Here is an 18,388-nt window from a genome sequence, read left to right as displayed (position 1 = left end):
CGTGGCCCGGTTACCGATGACGACAGGGAAACACGGGATACGCGTCCGGATCTTGGAAGGGAGCGAAGGGGATTTGACGCCAGGCGAAGGGAAATGTCCGGCCGTCATTGCGGCCCGCGATAATCCCCCCACGCCTTGCGCCGCGCGGCGTTCGGATCACGCTCTTCGCGATCCACCCGGTCGATGATCCGCGTCCGGCGCGTTTGCGGGTCATAGGTCGGCCAGCCGGGCGACCCGCCTTCCGCGAAATCCAGGAAGGCGTCCTGAAAGCGGCGGCTGACCTGTCGGGAAAGGCGGCGGCGGAACAGGTCGAAGCGGCCCAGGTCACCCTCCCCCGTGGTGCCGAACAGCAAGGGCAGGTCCAGCGCGTGCGTGGCGCCCCCGAACACCAGTCGCGTCAACGGGGTGGCATAGTCGATGCGGTACATCCAGGTATCGGTGAAGGCCGCGTGCGCCTGCGCCATCTGGACCGATGGCGCCCAGAAGACGAAGTCGCCGCCCATGTCGATTGCCGCCCGGCGGGAGGGATATCCGTCATAGGCGGCGGCGACGCGGTCACGCACCGCCGGTTCCGTCGCCTGGAACATGGCCTCCAACCGCGCCACCCGGCTGGGCAGCAGTGGCAGCCCCTTGTCCAGGATGGCCGCCTCGCGGGCCATGGTGCCGATGACCAGCGGCACGCGGTGGGCGGCGCCGGTACGGAACGCGTCAACCGGATGCAGCGGCAGGAAATCGCCGTCGACGACCGGCGACATGGCCAGCACGCCGGGGTGCTTGTCCGGCGCCTCATCATAGAACAAGCGGAAGGACGCCTCGACCAGCCGGTCGGCCGGCAGCTGGCGCAAGGCCCGGCCCACGCCCCTGTCGGCGATATCGATGCCCAACGCGATCAGCAGGTCGCGCGCCAGCGCCGTATGGCGCGACTGGCCAAGGATGCAACTGGCTGCCGGGCTCATCGCGAAGGCGCGGTGGAACAGGCCGGCCGCCGACGGCGCGCACATCAGGCACAGCACCGACATGGCGCCCGCCGAATGGCCGACCAGGGTCACATTGTCCGGGTCCCCGCCGAAGGCAGCGATGTTGCGCCTTACCCATGCCAGAGCGGCGACCTGGTCGCGCAGGCCAAGATTGCTCTCCAGCGGCTGATCCGGCGTCGACCAGGCGCTGAAGTTGGTGAAACCGAACACGCCGAGCCGGTAATTGAGACTGACGAAGATGACATCGCCATCCTTCACCAGACGGTCGCCCTGATAAAGCGCACCGCGTGAGCCGCCCAAGGCAAATGCCCCGCCGTAAAGCCAGACCACCACCGGGCGGGGCGAGCCCGACACCGGCACGGGGGCGGAGATGTTCAGGGTCAGGCAATCCTCGGACATGGGTGTGGCCTCACCGGCGCCACCCATGAACTCAAACCCGCGCCGCTGCATGGGGATGGCCCCGGAGGCATCCGCGACAAGCATGTCCCCATGGGGCTGGACAGGTTGGGGCGCCCGGAAGCGCCAGGGGCCGGTGGGCGGGGCCGCATAGGGAATGCCCCGCCACATGCGGACACCGGCGTCGATGACGCCGTGGACATCCCCCTGTTCCGTTCGGACACGCAGGGTGTCCACCTCGTCCAGCGCCATTCCGCCCCCCCTTCATTCCCGTCGCCCTTGCCGATCCGGTGGGGACGGTGGCGAAGCTAAGCATGCGCACTGGCCAAACTTCTTGGATGGGAGCGAAAGGAATTTGGCGCCAGGCGAAGTCGCCCGCCCATTCGCCGGTCGATTTCATGGGTCCATGAATTGTTGTGGGCAATAACAGTTGAGTTTATGCTAGCACCAGAAGAACGAAGGCGTGGGGCCGGGCATCGCCCGGACCACGGCGCGGAAAAAGCAGGGAGGAAAAAGGACCATGGGCCTCATGGAGCGCTTTTCCGTGGACGGCGTCGCCCCGGCGCGGCGCCGCCATCATTGGAACGACATCGTCAGCCAGGCTTTTCCCAATGTCGCCGTCGATCCCGGTGAGGATGACTTCAGCGCCCATCTGGTGCGCCAACCCTTGGGGCAGTTGGACTTCGCCTATGTCCACTCGGGGCCGGCCACCGTCTGCCGACTGCCCCAGGGCCGGCCCCAGCAACCGGAAGAGCCCTATTTCAAGATCCATGCGCAGCATCGGGGCAGTAGTCTGAACCGGCAAGGCGGACGCGAAGCCGTACTGAGCGAGGGGGATTGGACCCTGTGCGATAGCCGCAGCCCCTATTCGATCACCTTTGCCGAGACCAACCAGATGCTGGTGGTGAAGCTGCCCCAGTCGTTGCTGACCCGGCGGGTACCGGACCCCGATCGTCTTGTCGGCATGCGCATGGGGGCGGAGCGGCCGGAATCCAGGATGCTTTTGTCCATGCTGCGATCCCTGGCCCCCCAACCCGACCTGCCCGGTGAACCCGGCTGGACCGGCGCCGTGGCGGACATCCTGTTGGATGTTCTGGCCCTGGCCTACCGATCCGACACCATCGCCGGTACGACCGGGAACGGATCAGGGGCCGCCATGGACGGTACCCCCACCCATGGGGCGCTATCGCACTGGACGCGACAGGTACGGGGCTATGTGGACGCCAACCTGCGCGATCCGGGACTGAACAGCGCCCAGGTGGCCGCGGCCCTGGGCATTTCCCCCCGCTATGTACAGATGGCCTTCGCCAGCCTGGGCACCACCGCCACGGCCTATATCCTGGCCCGGCGCCTGGACCTGGCGGCCACCACCCTGCGGTCACGGCGGGATGCCTCTGGCGCCAGCATCAGCGACATCGCCTATGATGTCGGTTTCAACGACCTGTCCCACTTCAGCCGCAGTTTCCGCGCCCACTTCGGCATCAGCCCGCGCTCCTACCGGGCCAGCCACTGACCTATCCCGATGAACATCGCGCCCCGGGGGCTGGGAACAACCGACCGATGGCGCCATCCCGCTTAATTCACAAGGTTGGTTTGGGATTTTTCCTGGCCAACGACCCTTACCATATGCAAAAGAATATAAATGATACGGATCGTCTATTAACTGAAATTTAGCATCAGCATGGCATTTATTGCGCATCCACACGGAAGGATAGGATAGATGTTTAATTTTAAGAGCAAAGATAAGGCCCTCACCAGAAAGGTATCCGCCATTGACGCCCTGCGGGCAAAGGTCATGGTGGCGGATGAGAACCTGAACATCGTTTATGTAAACCCTTCCGTTGTTACATTACTGCGTGAGGTCCAGGCTGATTTACGCAAAGAGCTGCCATTATTTAATGTCGACAAACTAGTTGGCAGCAACATTGATATATTTCATAAGAATCCAGCGCATCAGCGCGGCATGCTGGCGAAATTAACCAAGCCGTATTCGGCGACCATCAAGGTGGCGGAACATCAGTTCGACCTGCTGGTCACCCCGTTGACCGAGGATGGGCGGCGCATCGGCTTCGTCGTGGAATGGTCGGACGCCAAGGAGCGGCTGGAGAACCTGGACTACGCCAACCAGATGTCGGCCATCAAACGGTCGCAGGCGGTCATTGAGTTCACCACCGATGGCATCATCACCAAGGCCAACGACAATTTCCTGAATGTGATGGGCTATCGCCTGGACGAGGTGGTGGGCAAGCATCACCGGATGTTCGTGGAAAAAGACTACAGCACCAGCAGCGAATACGCCCAGTTCTGGGACACGCTGAAGCGGGGCGAATACAAGGCCGCCCAATTTAGGCGCATCGCCAAATCCGGCAAGGCCGTCTGGATCGAAGGCGCCTACAACCCGATCTTCGATGAGAAGGGTCGGGTGACCAAGGTGGTCAAGTTCGCGGTGGACGTGACGGCCCAGGTCAACCTTCTCGGCAACCTGAAGGTTCTGATCGACCAGAACTTCGGTGAGATCGAACGGGCGCTGGGACAGTCGACGCGCGAGTCCGCGTCCGCCGGTGCCGCCGCCGGCACCACGGCCAACAGCGTGCAGATGGTGGCCGCCAGCGCCGAGGAATTGGCCGCGTCCATCGGCGAAATCTCGCAAAGCATGTCCCGCGCCCGGGTCGCCACCGATACCGCGTTCGACCGCACCGTCACGGTGGGCGAAAGCACCGACCGGCTGGCGGCCGCCGCGCAGGCCATGAACGGCATCGTCGGGCTGATCAACAACATCGCGGGCCAGATCAACCTGCTGGCGCTGAACGCCACCATCGAGGCGGCGCGCGCGGGTGAGGCCGGCAAGGGTTTCGCCGTCGTGGCCAGCGAGGTGAAGAACCTGGCCAACCAGTCGGCCAAGGCGACCGAGCAAATCTCCGGCGAGATCGAGGGCATACAGTCGACCTCGACCGAGGTGGCCGCCGCCCTGGCCGCCATCCGCGAGGCGGTGTCCACCGTCCGTGAGCATGTCTCGGGCACGGCGGCGGCCGTCGAAGAGCAAAGTGCCGTGACCCGCAGCATGTCGACCAACATGCAAAGCGCATCCGCCGACGTTTCCACCGTGACCGCCAGCGTCACCGCCATCTCCGCCGCCATCGGCCAAGTGGCGGCGGCGGTGGACAAGACCAAGGAAGCGGCCCAGGTACTGGTTCGCTGACACAGGGGCGGGCGGAGGGCGGCTGAACAGCCGTCCCCCGCCGCCGCTTTACCCCAGGCGTCGGCGCAGGCGGCGCAAGCCGACGACGATCCCGGTCACGCTGAAAGCCAGCCCTAGGCTGAGCAGGGCCAGTTGCACGGCGGCGCGCAGGACCGGCCGGCTGGCCAGCCCGGGAACGGCGAAGGTGTGCAGCGCATAGTACAGCCAGGCATAAGCCTTGCGGCTGTCGTCCATCACGGCGCCGACACGCCCGGTCAAGGCATCGACATAGATGTCCGCGCGCATCGGGGCCTGGGTGCTGAACCGCCGTATCCCGGGTGGCAGGCCCTCCGCCAACAGGTAGAGGTCGTCGGCCCCCGGCGTGGCGCCCTCGGCCGCGTCGGGCCAGGCGGCGCGAACGGCCTGGGTCAGCAAATCCGGGGGCAAGGTCGACGCCGGCCGGCCCCCCGCCATCAACACCCGCGGCGCGCCGGAACCATGGGCGACCGCCACCCCATGGCCCGCGATGATGGCGAAGTCGACTTCCGCCGCCGGCGCGAGCAGACGCAGGTCGGCAAGAGATAAGGCCGCGACGGCCGTGGGCAGGGCCCCGCCCCGCATCGCCGCCACACGATTGGCCGGCGCCTCGCCGGTGGAAAACAGCCGGCCATGGTCCATGGACAGCCAGCCGCTGATGATCCAGGTGGCGACGAAGGTCCCCGCCACCAGCCCCGTCAGATGATGCCAGCCCAGCCAGCCCGGAAACGGGGTGTAGCGGGCCCGCCGGCCACGGCGCGCCTTCACCGTGCGCTGAATGCCCAGCCAAAGGCCGGCCATCGTCGTCAGCACGGCGCTGAACGACAGCCACCAGACGACCTGGTTCCATAAGCCCCAGTCCTGGCGCAGCGGGGTGATATAGACCCAATGCAGAACGGCGCCGCACCAGTTCCACAAGCGCTCGGCCCGCGTGGCGCGCTGCGCCACCTCCCCCGTCAGGGCCGAAACGTACAGCCAGGTACCCGCCCCGTCCGCCAGAACGACGCGATAGTAGGGCCGGCCGGAATCGAAACGCTGGTGGACGATCCATTGGTCATAGGGGTAGGGCCCCTCCACCCGCTCCACCGCCGCGCCGGCGAACCGGGACGCCACCAACGCCGCCTGGCCAGGGGTCAGCGGTCCCGCCTCCGGCCCCTCGTCCGCCACGACCAGCCGATCCCCCCGCCCCGGTACCGTCACGACATAGGTCGGGCGCCCGGCGCGGTTGATGAGGCGCAAGCCGGTGGCGTCGGGCGCCCCGGCCAGCGCGGCGGCGGGCGGCACCGCCAGGGCCCCCATGTCGATTGGCGACGACGACGCCCGCCGCGCCCCATCGGACAGGGCCGGAAAGGGCACGAAGAGCATCACGGCGCCGCTGGCGAACCAGACCGCGAACATCAGGCAGAGCAGGATGCCGGCCCAGCGGTGGAACCAGGCCAGTTGCCGCAGAGCCCCCGCCCCCCAGGGGCGTTTGGCCGCCAACGGCGCCTCAGAACTTGGCGACAATGCCCACCTCCGCGCTGCGCGGCGCGCCCAGCATGACCTCGGAGGGATAATAGATGTCCGCCCACTGGGCGTAGGCCTTGTCGAACAGATTGTTGATGCGCCCCGTCAGCATGACGCCGGGGGACAGGCGGTAACTGGCGTAGATGTCCACCAGGGTGTAGCTGTCCAGGCTGACCGTGTTCGCGGCGTTGGCGTAACGCTTGCCGATGTAGCGGAGGCCGCCGCCGATCTCCAGGGGCAGGCCGCCGATCTCCGACACGCTGGTCCACAGGTTGGCCGTCCATTTCGGGATGTTGGCCGGCTGTTTCCCGCTGTCGTCCAGGCCGGTGTTGGTGTCGACGAAATAGCCGTAATGGGTGTCGGTAAAGGCGGTGTTGGCGCTGATCGTCCAATGATCGGTCAGGCGCAGGTTGCCGGCCAGCTCCACACCCTTGGAACGCTGACTGCCGGCGGCGCTCAGCACATCCACGCCCGTCTGGACCAGGATGTTCTGCCGCAGGATGTCGTACAGCGACAAGGTGGCATCGGCGCGATGGTCCGGGGTGTTGGCCTTCACCCCCACCTCGACCTGGTGCGACCGGGACAGTCCGAAATTCTCCGACGCGTTGGCGACGAAGATATTGGACCCCACCGGGTCCTGCCCCGTGGTGAAGGAAACGTAGGGGGTGATGACATCCTGGATGGTGTAAACGGCGCCGACGCGCCAGGTGCCCGACCGGTAGGTCCGGGTGAAGCTGGTGGCGGCGCTGTAGCTGCCGTCGAAATTATAATTCTTGCGGTCCAGATCCAGCACGTCGAAACGGCCGCCGGTGACCAGCTTCAACGCCGGCGTGACGTCCAGGACGTCCTCGAAAAAGGCGGAGGCGTCGTCCCACTTGGTCGGGCTGTGCTTCCCCTTCAGGGCCCCGAAAAGGCCGGGGTCGGGATTGAAGGGATCGACGCTGTCGCCGTCCGGGAAACCGCGGGTGCGATCGAAATCCAGATGGTTGTAATCGAAGCCCGCCACCACCTTGTTGGGCAGCGAGAACAGATCACCCTGATAGGTCACGCTGCCCTGGTCGCCGACCAGATCCTGCTTATGAAAGACGAAGAAGCGGTCACGGTCGATCAGGCGCGTGGCGCTGTTGAACTGATAGGTTTCCGCGTCGATCCACCGGCGGTCGGCATGGAAGTAATAAGCGAAATTCTCAAACGTCAGGTCGGATCGCGGCGTCCATTTCACCAGCAGTTGCGGCCATGTCTGCTCCCCATGGATGCGGGCGTCACTGACATTGTAGTTCACATAGCGCATGCGCTGGTCCAGCGTCTGGCCATCGCTGGCGGAGACGACGCCCTTCAGCGGCCGGGTCGCGAAGCTGGCCGGCACCAGGGGCGTGCCGAAATAGGTGGACGGGTTGTCCTGCAGATAGTCCAGGGTCAGCTGGATTTCCCAGGTCTCCGCCGGGCGCCAGACCAGGGAGGCGGTGGCGTTGGTGGAATTGGCGCCCGCGCCGTGCACGTAGCCATCGGTGCCCGTGCGGCTGACATCCAGCCGCACCGCCAGCTTGTCCCCCACATGGGTGGTGCCGCCCACGCCCAGATTGGTGGTGCCGAAGCTGCCGACCGTGGCCAGCAGGTCAACCTCCGGCGTGCCGAAGCTGGGGCCCTTGTTGACGACGTTGACCACGCCGCCAATGGCGCCCTGGCCATACAGCACCGAGGCCGGGCCCTTCAGGATTTCCACACTGGCGAGGTTGAAGGTGTTTTGCGGCCGGTTGGTCATGTCGGACGGACCGATGTACAGGCCGTTGCGCAACACGGTGATCTGGTCGCCGGTGAACCCGCGCATGGCGAAGGACGAGGGGTCCCCGGGTGAACCGCCCGAGGTGACGCCCGGCAGGCTGTCGGCCGCCTGCTCCACGGTGGCGAAGCCCCGCCCGATCATCTGGTCGCTGTCGATGACATCCAGCGTCGCCGGCGTCTCCCGCGCGCTCAGCCCCAGGCGGCTGGCGGTGGGGGTGAACTGTTCCAACGACCGCGTCTTGGCGGCGGTAATGGTGATGACGTCCACCGGCTGGTCCGCCGCCGCTTCCTGCGCATGTGCAAACCCGCTCCAGCCCACCGCCAGGGCCAACGGCGCCGACATGGCCATGAACCGGCCCCACCGCATTCCTCTCAAACGCCCCATACCAATCCCCATGCGTCTATCCGACGGGGCGGTTCCCATCCGTCCCAGTCGGCATTCTTGTCGTAAGCGCCCCATGCCGTGGCCCCAAGAGCCACGGTCACAAGGTGGGTTCAAGGAAATCTGGCCGCTGTCGCTCAGGAACTGGTCCGGGACCGGACCACCGCGCGGAACCGGGGCCCCGCCAGCAAGGCGACAACGGCGAGCGCGGCCCCCACCCCCAGGAAGGTGAAGGTGGCATCGTCCAGCTCGATGCCATGGCCTGTCATCTCCAGCAGGTCGACCAGCGCCATGGCGTAGGACAAGCCGACGATCAGCCAGCCAACCGCCCGGCGATAGCGCTGGACCACCGCCCCCTTGACCACCCCTGGGGCCGCCCCTGTGGCGTCGCGTGACCGCAGCAGCCGACTGACGATCTGGCTGTCCAGCGTGTCCGTGATGATCATTCCGGCTGCGAAAACAATCATGATGCTCGCGACCGCCGCGATCCCACCCCGGGTCGACGCCGCAGCGCCCCAGGCGGCCGCCTGGGTGGCCGTGTCGAAAACCAGACCAAAAATGAGGCCCGTGACGATGACCGCCAGCGGGTGGGTATTGGTGCGCAGCGACACCGGCAGAATTTTGGCGCGCCACCCGACCGGGACGTAGCCGTGCCGACGGCATAGCGCCATCAGGTTCAAGGTGCCCACCAGGACCAACAGCGCGAACACGGCGATATCCACCCCGGTGGCAAACCAGGCCGGCAGGACCAGTTGGCCAGCCAGCAAGGAGACGCCAAGGGCCACCCCCGCCACGGCCAGATTGTGGCCCACCGCGAACAAGGTGCCCGTCCAGCGCGACAGGCTGGACCGCTGATCGACCGAACGAAAGACGATGTTGTCGATGACGGCGACATGGTCGGGATCGAGGCCATGCCGCAAGCCCAGAAGGAACATGAGGCCCAGGGCCGGGGCTGTCAGGGGGGCGTCGGTCATGGACGGGCTTCCGGCAGCGGCATGCGCGCCTCGAGATCGAGAATGCCGATGCGGCCGTCCTCATCCCCCCAGGCCAGGCGCGTGCCCTGGGCGTTCCAGGAAAGCGCCTTGATAGGGGCGCCCGTTAGATCGACATCCAGCGCGCCATCATCGGCGGGGCGCGACAGCAGGACCGCCCCATCGTCATAGCCGATCGCCAGAATGTCCTCACGCGGGTGGAAGGCCACACGGCTGACCACGGCATGTCGACTTTCCGCCAGCAGCAGCGGCGCCCTGCCCATGGGACCGGTCTTGCCCTCGAACGGCCATAGGACGGCCGACCGGGCGCCACCGGTCGCCAGCCACCGGCCCCGCCGGTCCCAGGAGAAGCTGCGGGTCTTGGCGACATATCCCGGCATGCGCATGTCATGCCGCTCCGGCAGTCGCCAACCGTGCAGGCCCGTCTCCTGCAGGGCGGTGATGAAATAGCGCCCGTCCGGGCTCATGGCGCAGGCAAGGTGGGACCCCACCCAGTTCAGCGCCACCTGTCCCCCGGTGGCGGAGGAGGCATAGTACAGGGTGGCCCCGTTGTAATGCGCGACGCCCAGGCGCTTGCCCTTGCCATCGAAGGCCAGGCCGCCGACGCTGGAGCCGACGGTGTAGCTGTGGGAGGGTTCGGCCGCCCCCTTGGCCCAAATGGCGACCTCGCGCCCGGCCGCCGCCGCGATCAGGCCCGATGACGGGCTGGCGATGAGGTGTTCCACCCAGCGCCGCCCGAAATGGCCCAGTTGCTCCACCTGGCCATCGACCGTCACCCGCTGGACGGCGCCATCATCCCCGCCGGTGATGATGGAAGAGCGATCGGGGTGGAGGCACGCGCTCAAAATGGCGCCGCGATGCGCCATCCAGAGGGCCGTGTCCGTCCCACGGGACAGGCGCCGCACGCTGCCATCGCCCAACGTCGCCAAGAGGATGTCGCCCAACCACAGCAGGGCGGTGGGCTCGGCACCGACCGACACGCGGCGGCCACACCGGTTCACCAGCGTGTCGGCCTTGGGGTTCATGGCGAGGTTCATGGCGAGGTTCATGGCGCCCAGCATCAGGAGACCGGAACGGCGCAGGCCTCGAACCCCTGGCGCAGGGCAGCCGCGTCCAGGTTCCGGCCGATGAAGACCAGCCGGCTGGTCCGGGGCTCATCCGGCTTCCAGTCGCGTTGGTACGTTCCCTGGATCAGCATATGGACACCCTGGACCACATAGCGCTGCTCCTCCGCCGGGAAGGCCAGGATGCCCTTGAGGCGAAGGATATCCTGCCCCCGTTCCATGGTCAGTTGCTGCAGCCAGGGAATGAAGCGCTCAGGCCGAAGGGGCACGCTGGAGGTCAGCGACACCGAGGCGACCGAATCGTCATGCTCGTGGTCGTCCTCGGACAGGAAATTGGGTTCGATCTTCAGGATGCGGTCGAGATCGAAGGCGCCGCGTTCCAGCACCTCCTGCAGGGGCACGACGCAGTTCAGCGTCTCATGCAGCCGCGCCTGGCTGTTGATGGCCTGGATGCGCCGGCGCACTTCCTGAAGCTGCTCGCCGGTCACCAGGTCGGTCTTGTTGAGCAGGATGACGTCGGCGAAGGCGATCTGCTCTTCCGCCTCATGGCTGTCCGCCAACCGCGCCAGCACATAGCGGCAATCCACCACGGTGACGATGGCGTCCAGGTTGACGCGGGCGCGCACCTCCTCATCCACGAAGAAGGTCTGCGCGACGGGGGCGGGGTCGGCGAGGCCCGTGGTCTCGATGATGATGGCGTCGAAGCCGCCCTTGCGTTTCATCAAGCCTTCGATGATGCGGATCAGGTCGCCCCGGACGGTGCAGCAGATGCACCCGTTGTTCATTTCGAACACTTCCTCGTCGGCATCAACCACCAGGTCGTTGTCGATGCCGATTTCACCAAATTCATTGACGATCACCGCATACTTACGGCCGTGGTTCTCGCTGAGGATCCGGTTCAGCAGCGTGGTCTTCCCGGCGCCGAGATAGCCGGTCAGGACGGTGACGGGAATGGACGGGGCCGGGGCCATGGAACGCTCCAAAGAAATGTTATGTTATAACGTAACGTATTTCACCGGCAAACTCAACCATGCCTGAACGGACCGGCGCGGGCCTGCGGGGGCGCTGGTTTCGGCGCCGCACCGGCCTACCTTTATGTTTCTTCCCCGGCCCCCGGCTGACCGCCCAGGACCACCGCCCCCAAGGACTGCGAGCCCACCCTCCCCGTGTTCCGATCCCTCCGCACCCGCCTATTCGCGCTTCTCGCCATCGTGGTCATCGCGGCTTGCGCCATCGGTGTCCTGATGATCGGCCTGTTCCAGCGCTCGACCGCGGCCCAAGTCGGACAGATGGAGGCTGAAATCAGCCGCGCCTGCGAGGCGCAGGCCAGCGCCTTCCGGTTCTATGCCGCCGGCTGGCATGACCATGCCTCCTCCGTCAGCGCGTCCGCCTTCCGCGATGGACTGGAGGCGGTGGTGCAAAGCGCGTTGCGCGACCATCCCGGGATCGAGGGTGGACTATGGCGGGAGGGCGACGGATCGCTGGCCTATGCCTATCCCACCTACGAAGGCGCCGGCCCCAAGACCGATCTGCCGCAGGCGGAAGCCGGGCGCATCCAGGCGGTCAATGAGACAGCCCTGGCCCAGGGTCACCCGGTCAATGCCCGCTATGCCGGATCGACCGAGGTGCTGCTGCTGTCCGCCTGCCCGTTGCCCGGGCCGCTGTCGGGCCTCACGGCCTGGACCATGACCCGGGTTCGGACCCTGGGCGGGCATGGCTATCAGCAGCTGATGATCGGCCTCGGCCTGCTGCTGGCCACCGTGCTGGCCGCCGTCGTGCTGCTGACCCAGCTGACCATGACCTGGTCCCGCCATATCTCCCGGATCGAGGCGACGCTGGCCGCCCATGACGTCAATGACCTGCCCCGCCTGCCCGCGACGGGGGAACGGGAACTGGACCGCATCGTCCGGGCCCTGAACGAGGCGGGAGACCGGCTGGCGGCGGCCCGCCAACGGGCGGAGGGCATGGCGCGGGAGATGGCGGCCAGCCAGCGCCTGGCCGCCATCGGCCGTATCACCGCCGGCGTGGCGCACGAAATCCGCAACCCCATCGCCGCCATGAAGCTGAAGGCGGAAAACGCCCTGGCCGGCGACGCCGGCCGGCGGGAGCAGGCCTTGACCGCCATCCTCGATCAGATCGACCGGCTGGACCTGCTGCTGCGCCGGCTGCTCAGCGTGACCGAGCGGGACGTGCCGGAGCGGGAAGAGGTCACCCTGGCGGACTTCCTGGACAGCCTTGCGCAACGGCACGCCGACCTGGCCGCGACGCGGGGCATACGGCTGAGCGCCGAGGCGGCCACGCCACGCGCCCGGTTCGATCCCGAACAGATGGGCCGGGCCCTGGACAATCTGGTCCTGAACGCCGTGCAGGCGGCGCCAGCGGGCACCGCCGTGCAGGTTCGCGCCCACCGCGCCGGTGATCGCCTGGTCCTTTCGGTGCGGGACCTGGGGGACGGGCCGCCGCCCGCCCTGCGGGACGACCTGTTTGAGCCCTTCGTCACCGGGCGGGCGGAAGGGACGGGGCTGGGCCTGTCCATCGTCCGGGAAATCGCGGTCGCCCACGACGGCATCGCCCGATTCCGTCGCGACGACGGCGCAACCACCTTCGAAATGGTGCTGCCATGGCAACCGTGCTGATTGTCGATGACGATGCCGCCCTGCGCGACGCCCTGGGCGAGGTGGTGGGGGATTGCGGTCATACGGCGCGGCCCGCCCCCTCGGGCGAGGCGGCATTGGCCATCCTGGCGAACGAGGCGGTGGACGCCATGGTGCTGGACCTGCGCATGCCGGGGCTGGACGGGATGGAGGTGTTGCGCCGCGTGCGCGACCGCTTCACCACCCTGCCCGTGACGGTGCTGACGGCCCACGCCACCGCCGCCAACACCATCGAGGCCATGCGCCTGGGCGCGTTCGACCACCTGACCAAACCCGTCGGCCGGGCCGCGTTGACACAGGCCCTGAACGGCATGCTGGCCCTGAACCGCGGCGGGGAAACACCCGGCGGCGCCACCCCCAGCCCGGCGGAGGGCCTGATCGGCGTGTGCGAGGCCATGCGCGCCGTGCAGAAGACCATCGGCATGCTGGTGGACAGCGACGCCACCGTGCTGATCACCGGGGAAACCGGCACCGGCAAGGAGGTGGTCGCCCGCGCCCTGCACGATCATGGTAGCCGGGCCGCCCGGCCGTTCGTCGCCGTCAACTGCGCCGCCATCCCCTCGGAATTGATGGAGAGCGAGTTGTTCGGCCATGTGAAAGGCGCCTTCACCGGCGCCACGGCCGACAGGATGGGGGCCTTTCGCCAGGCCGACGGGGGCACGCTGTTCCTAGATGAGATCGGCGACATGGACCTCGCCCTGCAGGCGAAAATCCTGCGCGCCTTGCAGGAACGCTCGGTCACGCCCATCGGGGGCAAGCCCATGGCCGTGGATGTGCGGGTGGTGGCCGCCACCCACCGCGACCTGCGCCAGCGGGTGAGCGAGGGCGGTTTCCGGGAGGACTTGTTTTACCGCCTGCATGTCGTCCCCATCCATCTGCCGCCCTTGCGGGAGCGCCGGGCCGACATCCTGCCCCTGGTCGAATCCTTCCTGGCCCAAGCGGGGAACAAGACGGGAAACAAGACCCTGGACGCCGATGCCGCCGCCCGCCTGGTGGCCTATCGCTGGCCCGGCAATGTCCGGGAGCTGCGCAACGTCGTCGAACGGTTGGCGGTGCTGGTCCGCGGCCCGGTGATCACCGCCGCCGACATCGGCTTTCTGGAGGGGGCGGGCGCCCGGTCGATGCCGGACAGCGCGGAAAGGGGGCTAGAGGAGGACCTGCCCGCCGCCGTGGCGAGGCTGGAGGAGTCCATGATCCGCCGGGCGTTGGAACGTTGTGCCGGCAACCGGGCGGAGGCGGCCCGGCTGCTGGGCATCCACCGCCCTTTGCTGTACGCCAAGATGAAGCGCTACGGCCTGGAAGCGTCCGAAGAGCGAACGGCGCCTGTTTCAAATTCGGACGCAAGCGTGTCGGAGCAGTGACCCTATCTATCTGTAAACATTAAGAGTCCTTTCTGGCACGCTGCTTGCCAATTCCCTCCTGGTCCCCATAACCAGGAGTCAGTCTGATGCTTACCGTTCGGAACCTCGGCCTGTTGGCCGGCACCGCCCTTCTTCTGCTGCAAACCCAGGGTCAAGCCCAGGTCGCCCCACCGATGGGCCCTCCGCCGCCGCCGCTGGCGGAAGCCGTGGGCGTGGGCCCGGTTTTCGACGCGACGCAGCTGCCATCGATCAAGGGCGTCGTCCGTCAATTCACCCAGACGCCCCGGGGCGACATCGACGGCCTGATCCTGACGGACGGCACGGAGGTGAAGACACCGCCGCATCTGTCCAGCCAGATCGCCTACGCCGTCCGCCCCGGCAGCACCGTGGTCGTGCATGGCCTGCGGGCCGCGGCGTTGCCCCTGGTGCGCGCCGTTTCCATCACCGATGAGACGTCGAAGATCACCATCACCGATGAGGGCCCCGGCCGCTGGGTGGATGCGTCGGGCGGCCCCACCCTGTCCAGCGGGCGGGTGCGCATGCCCCTGCATGGACCGGAGGGCGAGATCGACGGCGTGCTGCTGGACGACGGCACCGTGCTGCGGCTGCCGCCGGAAGCCTATCGCGGCGGCACCCGGCTTGAGCCCGGCCAGCCGGTCGTGGCCGAAGGGCCCGTCCTGACGACGCCGTTCGGCAAGGTTGTGGACGTGACGGCCCTGGGGGCCACGCGGGACCGCCTGGAGCCGCTGGCGCCGCAACCGCCGGCTCCGCCGCCGCCCCCGCGTCCTTGACGCCCTGCCCCCTTTCTGGCCGCCCCCTTTCTGAACAAGGCCCTTTCTAAGTGAGGACTCTCATGCATTGGATAGACCCAGAACACCTGCCGGTGATCCCCGGCCGCGTGACCCGGCTGTTGTTGAGCCCACGGGGCGAGGTTGACGGCTTTCTGTTGGGCGACGGGCTGGAGGTGCTCATGCCCCCCCACGTCGGTGCCGCGGTGGCCGCAGCCCTGACCGGCAGCCACGACGTGACCGTCGGCATACGGGGCGTGAAGCTCAGGGCCGGCAATGTCGTCGCCGCCGTCGCGGTGGATCTGCCCGATGGACGGCGCTTCGCCGACAACGGTCCAGACCACCCCCCGTCAGACCAACCCTCGCCCAACCACAGGCCACCGCCCCAGCCGGCGGTGGAGCGTACACCGGCCACCACCACGGGCCGCATCGAGCGCCTGTTGCATGGCGGCAAGGGTGAGTTGCGCGGCGTCCTGCTCCATGGCGGCGAGCAGGTGCGTTTCGCCGCCGCCGAGACGGAGCCGCTGGCCAAGGGGATACACATCGGCGCCCCCTTTGCCGCCGCCGGCGAGAGGGTGATGACCACGGCGGGGTCGGTCCTGGTGGCGCGGGCCATCGGCGCCAGCGCCGATGAGCTGCGGGATCTGCAACCCGCCAAGGAGAAGCCAGGCAAGCTCAAGCCCAGTCCCAAGCCGGGTCCCAAGGCCGACCACCAGCGGGATGCCGATGCCGGCCGTCACGCTGGTTGAGGGCGGGATTTGGACGGTGGCGGCCGTTACGACCGGCGGCGTCATCGTCCGACCCTGGCGCCTGCCTGAGGCCGTATGGGCCATGGCGGGCGCCGCCACCCTGGTCGCCACGGCGCTGGTTCCGTGGCGGCAGGCCTGGGGGGCCGTCGCGGAAGGCAGCGACCTCTACCTGTTCCTGATCGGCATGATGATGCTGGCCGAATTGGCCCGACAGGAGGGGCTTTTCGACTGGTTGGCCGCCATCGCCGTCAACCGGGCGGGCGGATCGGGCGGGCGACTTTTCACCCAGATGTTCCTGATCGGCGTGGCGGTGACTGCCTTCCTGTCCAACGATGCCACCGCCGTGGTCCTGACCCCCGCCGTCTATGCGGCGGTCCGGGCTGCGGGCGCCACCCCGGCGCCCTATCTTTTCGCCTGCGCCTTCGTCGCCAACGCCGCCAGTTTCCTGCTGCCCATCTCCAACCCCTCCAACCTGGTGATGTATGGCGGGCACCTGCCGCCGCTCACCGACTGGCTGGGCCGTTTCGCCCTGCCGTCGACCTTGGCCATCGGGGCGACGTTTCTGGCGCTTTTCCTGAGTCAGCGGCGCGCCCTCTCCGCCCCCATCGCCCGGCGCATACCGGTGCCGACGCTGGCCAGGGGCGGCCGCCTCGCGGCTTATGCCCTGGCGGTGGCCGCCGTCACCTTGGTGGCGGCCTCCACCGCCGGCCGCCCCCTGGGGGGACCGACGTTCGGCGTGGCGGCCCTGGCCGCCGCCCTGCTGTGCGCGGTGGAGCGGCGGTCCCTGCCCCGCCTGCTTGGCCACCTGTCGTGGAGCACCCTGCCCCTGGTCGCCGGCCTGTTCATCATGGTGCGCGCACTGGGCCAGACCAGCGTCGTGGACCGGCTGGCGGAACGGCTGGGTCAGGCCGGCGGGGCGGGGCTACTGGATGGGGGGCAGATGGGCGTCGGCCTGGTGGTGGCCGTCCTCTGCAACCTGATCAACAACCTGCCGGCGGGGCTGCTGGCCAACTCGGTGGTGGCCCTGGCGGCCCCGCCCGCCGCAACGGTGGGCGCGATGCTGATCGGCCTGAACCTGGGGCCGAACCTGTCCGTGACCGGGTCCCTGGCAACACTTCTCTGGCTGGCCGCGCTGCGGCGGGAGGGGGAGGAGATTAGCGCCTGGCGCTTCATGCGCCTGGGTGCCGTGGTCACCCTCCCGGCCCTGCTGCTGGCCCTGGCCGCGCTTTCCTTGGGAGCACGCCTATGATTTCGACGCCCTTAAGGGGCAGCGTGGCACGGCTGTGCAAAGGCCTGAACGCGCTGGACGCCCTCAACTTCCTGCTGGCCGACGTGCGCGGCGCCCTGGGGCCATTCCTGAACGTCTACCTGGTCACCCAGCAGGGCTGGAGCCAATCCGCCGTGGGCATGGTGACCATGGTGAGCGGCCTGCTGGGCCTGGCCGCCCAGGGGCCGGCCGGCGCCCTGATCGACGCCGTCCGCGCCAAGCGGGAACTGGTGGCCGCCGCGCTGGCGGTGTTGGCCATCGGCAGCGTCGTCATCTTCGCCGTGCCGACGTTCTGGCCCGTCCTGCTGGCCAATACCGTGCTGGCGGTGGTGGGCGACATCTTCGGGCCGGCCGTTGCGGCACTGACCCTGGGGCTGTACGCCCGGTCCCAGTTGGCGGGGCGGATGGGGCGCAACGGCGCCTTCGACCACGCCGGCAATGTTTTCATCGCCCTGGCCGCCGGGGTGCTGGGTCACCTTTTCGGCCAGCGGTCGGTCTTCCTGCTGGGGCCGTTCTTCGCCGTGCTGGCCATCATCGCGGTGCTGTCCATCCCGGCGGCGGCCATCGACCACCAGCGCGCCCGGGGTCAGGACGGCCAGGGCCGTGACGAGAAGGCCACCCGTCCGGCCCAGGGAAGCGTACGCGCCCTGCTCCGATGCCGGCCGCTGATGATCTTCGCCGGCTGCGGGCTGCTGTTCCATTTCGCCAACGCCCCCCTGCTGCCCCTGGTGGGTCAGAAGCTGGCCAACGCCAACCCGGAATGGGCGACAGCCATGATGTCCTCCTGCATCATCGCCGCCCAATTGGTCATGCTGCCCATGGCGCTGCTGGCCGGTCATTACGCGGAGAAATGGGGACGCAAGCCGGTGCTGCTGATCGCCTTCGCCGTGCTGCCCCTGCGCGCCTGCCTCTACCTGGCATCCGACAACCCCGCCTGGCTGATCGGCGTCCAGCTTCTGGACGGCGTCGGCGCCGGGCTGGTCGGGGTGCTGACACCCCTGATCGTCGCCGACCTGACGCGGGAGAGCGGCCATTACAACCTGGCCCTGGGCCTCATCATGTCGGCGCAGGGGATAGGCGGAGCCATCAGCGGCCTGGCGGCGGGCGCCGTGGTCGACAGGTTCGGCTATTCGTGGGCCTTCCTGGGCCTGGGGGCGGCGGCGGGACTGGCCGTCATGGCGCTGACGGCCCTGTTCCCGGAAACCGCCGGCCGAACGGGCCCCCGGCTGGCGGTCGCCCCCACCCGAACGGGGTGA

Annotated in this window: 14 protein-coding genes; 8 read left to right on the top strand and 6 right to left on the bottom strand. The window is 68.0% G+C overall.

The genetic code is table 11. The features are described 5' to 3' along the window. Positions 1 to 104 precede the first annotated feature (104 nt). Complete coding sequence (locus tag FBZ90_RS18645) at positions 105 to 1,625, bottom strand: carboxylesterase/lipase family protein (RefSeq protein WP_145734489.1); 1,521 nt, start codon at positions 1,623 to 1,625, stop codon at positions 105 to 107. 277 nt (positions 1,626 to 1,902) lie between these two features. Here FBZ90_RS18645 and FBZ90_RS18640 point away from each other — a divergent pair, with 277 nt between their 5' ends. Together FBZ90_RS18640 and FBZ90_RS18635 are read left to right on the top strand one after the other, a co-directional pair. After that, positions 1,903 to 2,886, top strand: a complete 984-nt coding sequence (locus FBZ90_RS18640) for an AraC-like ligand-binding domain-containing protein (protein WP_186455907.1) — start codon at positions 1,903 to 1,905, stop codon at positions 2,884 to 2,886. A gap of 450 nt (positions 2,887 to 3,336) precedes the next feature. Beyond that, entirely contained in the window at positions 3,337 to 4,572 is a 1,236-nt protein-coding gene (locus FBZ90_RS18635; protein ID WP_246130489.1) for a methyl-accepting chemotaxis protein, read from the top strand. Positions 4,573 to 4,620: 48 nt separating this feature from the next. Here the strand turns inward: FBZ90_RS18635 and FBZ90_RS18630 are convergent, their stop codons facing one another. The 5 genes from FBZ90_RS18630 to FBZ90_RS18610 all read right to left on the bottom strand — a co-directional run bounded on the left by FBZ90_RS18630 (position 4,621) and on the right by FBZ90_RS18610 (position 11,284). Beyond that, positions 4,621 to 6,093: a PepSY domain-containing protein gene (locus FBZ90_RS18630; RefSeq protein WP_145734486.1), complete on the bottom strand. Its 1,473-nt coding sequence runs from the start codon at positions 6,091 to 6,093 to the stop codon at positions 4,621 to 4,623. Beyond that, a complete protein-coding gene (locus tag FBZ90_RS18625; RefSeq protein ID WP_211102159.1) occupies positions 6,077 to 8,218 on the bottom strand; it encodes a TonB-dependent receptor in 2,142 nt (713 codons plus the stop codon). The genes FBZ90_RS18630 and FBZ90_RS18625 overlap by 17 nt, the downstream gene beginning before the upstream one ends. 176 nt (positions 8,219 to 8,394) lie before the next feature. Beyond that, positions 8,395 to 9,231, bottom strand: coding sequence for a HoxN/HupN/NixA family nickel/cobalt transporter (locus FBZ90_RS18620; protein ID WP_145734484.1), 837 nt, complete (start codon positions 9,229 to 9,231; stop codon positions 8,395 to 8,397). Then, on the bottom strand, positions 9,228 to 10,286 hold the full coding sequence (locus FBZ90_RS18615) for a WD40 repeat domain-containing protein (RefSeq protein ID WP_211102158.1): 1,059 nt from the start codon (positions 10,284 to 10,286) through the stop codon (positions 9,228 to 9,230). Before FBZ90_RS18615 ends, FBZ90_RS18620 begins: the two co-directional genes overlap by 4 nt. Before the next feature lie 23 nt (positions 10,287 to 10,309). Beyond that, positions 10,310 to 11,284: a CobW family GTP-binding protein gene (locus tag FBZ90_RS18610; protein ID WP_145734483.1), complete on the bottom strand. Its 975-nt coding sequence runs from the start codon at positions 11,282 to 11,284 to the stop codon at positions 10,310 to 10,312. 195 nt (positions 11,285 to 11,479) lie between these two features. Between FBZ90_RS18610 and FBZ90_RS18605 the strand changes: the two genes are divergently transcribed. The 6 genes from FBZ90_RS18605 (at position 11,480) to FBZ90_RS18580 (ending at position 18,388) form a co-directional block, all read left to right on the top strand. After that, on the top strand, positions 11,480 to 12,949 hold the full coding sequence (locus FBZ90_RS18605; RefSeq protein ID WP_145734482.1) for a sensor histidine kinase: 1,470 nt from the start codon (positions 11,480 to 11,482) through the stop codon (positions 12,947 to 12,949). Further along, positions 12,934 to 14,328 (top strand): sigma-54-dependent transcriptional regulator, encoded by a 1,395-nt coding sequence (locus tag FBZ90_RS18600; RefSeq protein ID WP_145734481.1) that lies wholly within the window; start codon positions 12,934 to 12,936, stop codon positions 14,326 to 14,328. The genes FBZ90_RS18605 and FBZ90_RS18600 overlap by 16 nt, the downstream gene beginning before the upstream one ends. A gap of 86 nt (positions 14,329 to 14,414) precedes the next feature. Beyond that, complete coding sequence (locus tag FBZ90_RS18595) at positions 14,415 to 15,119, top strand: hypothetical protein (RefSeq protein ID WP_145734480.1); 705 nt, start codon at positions 14,415 to 14,417, stop codon at positions 15,117 to 15,119. Between the two features lie 62 nt (positions 15,120 to 15,181). Then, positions 15,182 to 15,865 (top strand): hypothetical protein, encoded by a 684-nt coding sequence (locus FBZ90_RS18590; RefSeq protein WP_145734479.1) that lies wholly within the window; start codon positions 15,182 to 15,184, stop codon positions 15,863 to 15,865. Next, the gene (locus FBZ90_RS18585; protein WP_211102156.1) at positions 15,843 to 17,114 is read left to right on the top strand and encodes an arsenic transporter; all 1,272 of its coding nucleotides are present in this window, start codon (positions 15,843 to 15,845) and stop codon (positions 17,112 to 17,114) included. Before FBZ90_RS18590 ends, FBZ90_RS18585 begins: the two co-directional genes overlap by 23 nt. Beyond that, positions 17,111 to 18,388 (top strand): MFS transporter, encoded by a 1,278-nt coding sequence (locus tag FBZ90_RS18580; RefSeq protein WP_145734477.1) that lies wholly within the window; start codon positions 17,111 to 17,113, stop codon positions 18,386 to 18,388. Before FBZ90_RS18585 ends, FBZ90_RS18580 begins: the two co-directional genes overlap by 4 nt.

It is taken from the genome of Nitrospirillum pindoramense (genome assembly GCF_007827955.1).
GTDB lineage: Bacteria > Pseudomonadota > Alphaproteobacteria > Azospirillales > Azospirillaceae > Nitrospirillum > Nitrospirillum amazonense_B.
The sequence above is the reverse complement of the archived record's forward strand: the minus strand, read 5'-3'. Positions and strand labels throughout refer to the sequence as shown.